A 3296-nucleotide genomic window follows, 5' to 3' on the forward strand; every position below is an offset into this window, starting at 1 on the left:
GGAATTATGAATACATCAGCAATAATTATGTGGGTTTTGATTGGAACTATTTTATGGGGAGGGTTTGCTTTTTGTTTAAGAGTAGCTCTTGCAAGTAAAGAAAAAAAATAAAAAGAAAAGTTCTAAAGAAAGAGTAATATTTAACTATTGACGAATTGAAAATAATTAGTTATAAAGTAATAGTGCTAAATTTCTTAAAATCAGGAGGAATAGTTATGATGAACTATGGAATGAGTGAAATAAGAAATATTACTCTTTTGGGACACAGAGGTAGTGGAAAAAGCAGTTTAGTAGAAGCTATGTTATTTACTTCTAATACTATTGGAAAAATGGGAAGTGTTGATTTGAAAACTAGTGTTTCTGACTTTGATAAAGAGGAAATGAAACAAGGATTTTCAATAAATACTTCAATAGTTCCGTTAGAATATGAAGGACATAAATATAATATATTAGATACGCCAGGATATTCAGATTTTTCTGGAGAAGTTTTATCAGCTTTAAATGTTTCTGGTGGAGCAATTTTAGTGATAAATGGAGTTTCAGGTGTTGAAGTAGGAACAGAAAGAATGTGGAGATTTTTAGAAGAAATGAAAATCCCAAGAATAATTTTTATAAATAAAATGAATAAAGGTGTTCATAATTATGAAAAGCTATTATATGATTTAAAAGAGAAATTTGGTAAAAAAATTGCACCATTTTGTATACCAATTGGATTTGAAGAAAGTTTTAAAGGTTTTGTTGATGTAGTTAATTTAAAGAGTAGAATTTTTGATGGAGAGAAATGTAATGATGATATTATTCCTGAGAATATTGATGTAAATGAAGTAAGAAATCTACTGTTAGAGGCAATCGCTGAAACAGATGAAAAATTATTAGAAAAGTATTTTTCAGGAGAGGAATTTTCAAAAGATGAGATTGAACAAGGTTTACATAATGGTGTTGTAAATGGAGAGATAGTACCTGTTATTATTGGCTCTGCAAGTAATACAATAGGAGTTAGAACTTTATTTGAAATGCTGTATAGATACATGCCAACTCCTCAAGAATTAAATGATGGAATAAAAACAGGGTATAGTTTAGATGGAACTAAAAAAATAGAAAGAAAAGTTTCAGAGGATGAACCTTTTTCAGCAATAATTTTTAAAACAATCGTGGATCCATATTTAGGAAAAATTTCACTATTTAAAGTTAATTCAGGAAAAATTCAAAAAGATGATGAAATTTTAGTGGCAAATAAAAATGAAAGAGAAAAAATATCTAATATTAGTTTTTTTAGAGGTGGAAGACAAATAACATCAAAAGAGATTAAAGCAGGAGATATAGGAGCTACAACAAAATTAATTTTTGCTCAAACAGGAGATACTATTTGTGATAAAGACTTTCCAATTATTTATAAAACAATATTTTTTCAAAAGCCATGTTTATATATGTCTATTTTACCAAAAGAGAAAATAGATGATGATAAATTAAGTACTTCTTTACAAAAATTATTAGATGAAGACCCTTCATTTTCTATTAGTAGAAATTTTGAAACAAAAGAACTATTAATTGGAGGACAAGGAGAAAAACATTTACAAATTTTATTAAATAAATTAGAAAATAAATTTGGAGTACATGGCATACTGAAAGATCCAGAAATTTCTTACAGAGAAACTTTAAAAGAGATAGTTGAAGCTCAAGGGAAACATAAAAAACAATCTGGTGGAGCTGGTCAGTTTGGAGAAGTTTTTATAAAATTTGAACCAAATATAGAGGAGTTTAATTTTATAGATAAAATCCATGGAGGAGTAGTGCCAAAAACTTATATACCAGCTGTGGAAAAAGGTTTGCAAGAAGCAATGTTAAAAGGAAAATTAGCAGGATATCCAGTAATAAATGTAAAAGCGACATTATATGATGGTTCTTATCATCCAGTTGATTCAAATGAGTTATCCTTTAAACAAGCTGCTATTTTAGCCTTTAGAAAAGGAATGGAATCTGGAAGGTGTGTATTACTAGAGCCTATTGTTAGAATGGAAATAATGGCTCCTGATGAGTATATAGGTGACATTATGGGAGATATGAATAAACGAAGAGGTAAAATATTAGGGATGGAACCAAAAGATTACTCAGAGCAACTTTTAATAGTGGATGTTCCTGAAAGTGAGATATTAAAATATGCAATTGATTTAAAGTCTTTAACTCAAGGAAAGGGACGGTTTGAGTATGGTTTTTTAAGATATGATGAATTACAAGAAAATTTAGCAAAAAAAATAATAGATTCAAGAAAATAAAAATAGTGGTTCTAAATCTAGAGAAGATTTAGAACCACTGTTTTATATTTAAAACAGATCTTTTTTAAATAAAATCCAAGAAATGATCATACCAAATAAAATTGCTACAAATAAAACAAATAAAAAACCATATTGATTGTGTGCAAAAGGAATTCCACCAACGTTCATTCCCCATAATCCAGAAACAACTGTAGGAATAGCAAATACAACAGTAATAGAAGTTAATTTTTTCATAACAACGTTAAGGTTATTAGAGATTACAGATGAAAAGGCATCTCTTGTACCACTAAGGATACTTGAATAAATGTTAGCCATTTCAATAGCCTGTTTTGTTTCGATAATAACATCTTCTAGTAGTTCTAAGTCATCTTGATATCTTTTGACAATTTCTGTTCTCATCATTCTTTCTAATACAGCTTCATTTGATTTTAGAGAAGTTGTAAAGTAAACTAAACTTTTTTCTAGCTCTAGAAGCAACATAAGTTCTTGATTTCTCATAGAATTTTTAAGTTGTCTTTCAATATTATCAGAAATTCTACCAATTTGCTTTAGATATAAAAGGAAATAAGTTGAATTTCTAAAAAGAAGTTGAAGAATAAATCTAGTTTTTTTAAAAGTAAAGAAGCTTTTAATTCTTCCCTGTATAAATTCCTCAATAAGAGCTAATTTAACTGTTGAAACAGTTATAATGTGATCTCCTAAAAGGATTATTCCAAGAGGAACAGTAGCAAAAGAACAACGATTATTTTCATCATGCATAGGTACATCAATAATTAATAAAATAAGGTCATCATCAATTTCCAAACGGGCTTTTTCCTCTTCATCAAGAGCAGCTCTAATATGTTCTTCAGGAATTTCAAAGCTATTAGTAACAACTTTAATCTCCTCTTCTGTTGGATTTAATAGATGTATCCATGTATTTTTTTCAGTAAGTTTTTCTACTTCTAAAGTTTCAGAAATAGAAAAATGTTTTTTTTCTAATATGTCATTATGACTTTTATATATTTTTATCATAGAACCACC

At 28.1% G+C, this 3296-nt stretch carries 3 protein-coding genes; 2 read left to right on the forward strand and 1 reads right to left on the reverse strand.

Going from position 1 to position 3296, the window contains the following annotated elements; genetic code table 11:
• Positions 1–6 precede the first annotated feature (6 nt).
• Complete coding sequence (locus Q0V09_RS10820) at positions 7–111, forward strand: MetS family NSS transporter small subunit (RefSeq protein ID WP_297406655.1); 105 nt, start codon at positions 7–9, stop codon at positions 109–111.
• Between the two features lie 104 nt (positions 112–215).
• On the forward strand, positions 216–2273 hold the full coding sequence (fusA, locus tag Q0V09_RS09570; protein ID WP_297488940.1) for an elongation factor G: 2058 nt from the start codon (positions 216–218) through the stop codon (positions 2271–2273).
• 48 nt (positions 2274–2321) lie between these two features.
• Here fusA and Q0V09_RS09575 read toward each other — a convergent pair whose 3' ends face one another.
• A complete protein-coding gene (locus tag Q0V09_RS09575; protein ID WP_297488943.1) occupies positions 2322–3287 on the reverse strand; it encodes a magnesium transporter CorA family protein in 966 nt (321 codons plus the stop codon).
• Positions 3288–3296 lie beyond the last annotated feature (9 nt).

It is taken from the genome of uncultured Cetobacterium sp. (genome assembly GCF_947039425.1).
GTDB lineage: Bacteria > Fusobacteriota > Fusobacteriia > Fusobacteriales > Fusobacteriaceae > Cetobacterium_A.

Bases quoted from the DNA above. Each gene is read 5' to 3' on its own strand.
- Q0V09_RS10820 (WP_297406655.1), top strand. From the start codon at position 7: ATGAATACATCAGCAATAATTATGTGGGTTTTGATTGGAACTATTTTA.
- fusA (WP_297488940.1), top strand. From the start codon at position 216: ATGATGAACTATGGAATGAGTGAAATAAGAAATATTACTCTTTTGGGA.
- Q0V09_RS09575 (WP_297488943.1), bottom strand. From the start codon at position 3,287: ATGATAAAAATATATAAAAGTCATAATGACATATTAGAAAAAAAACAT.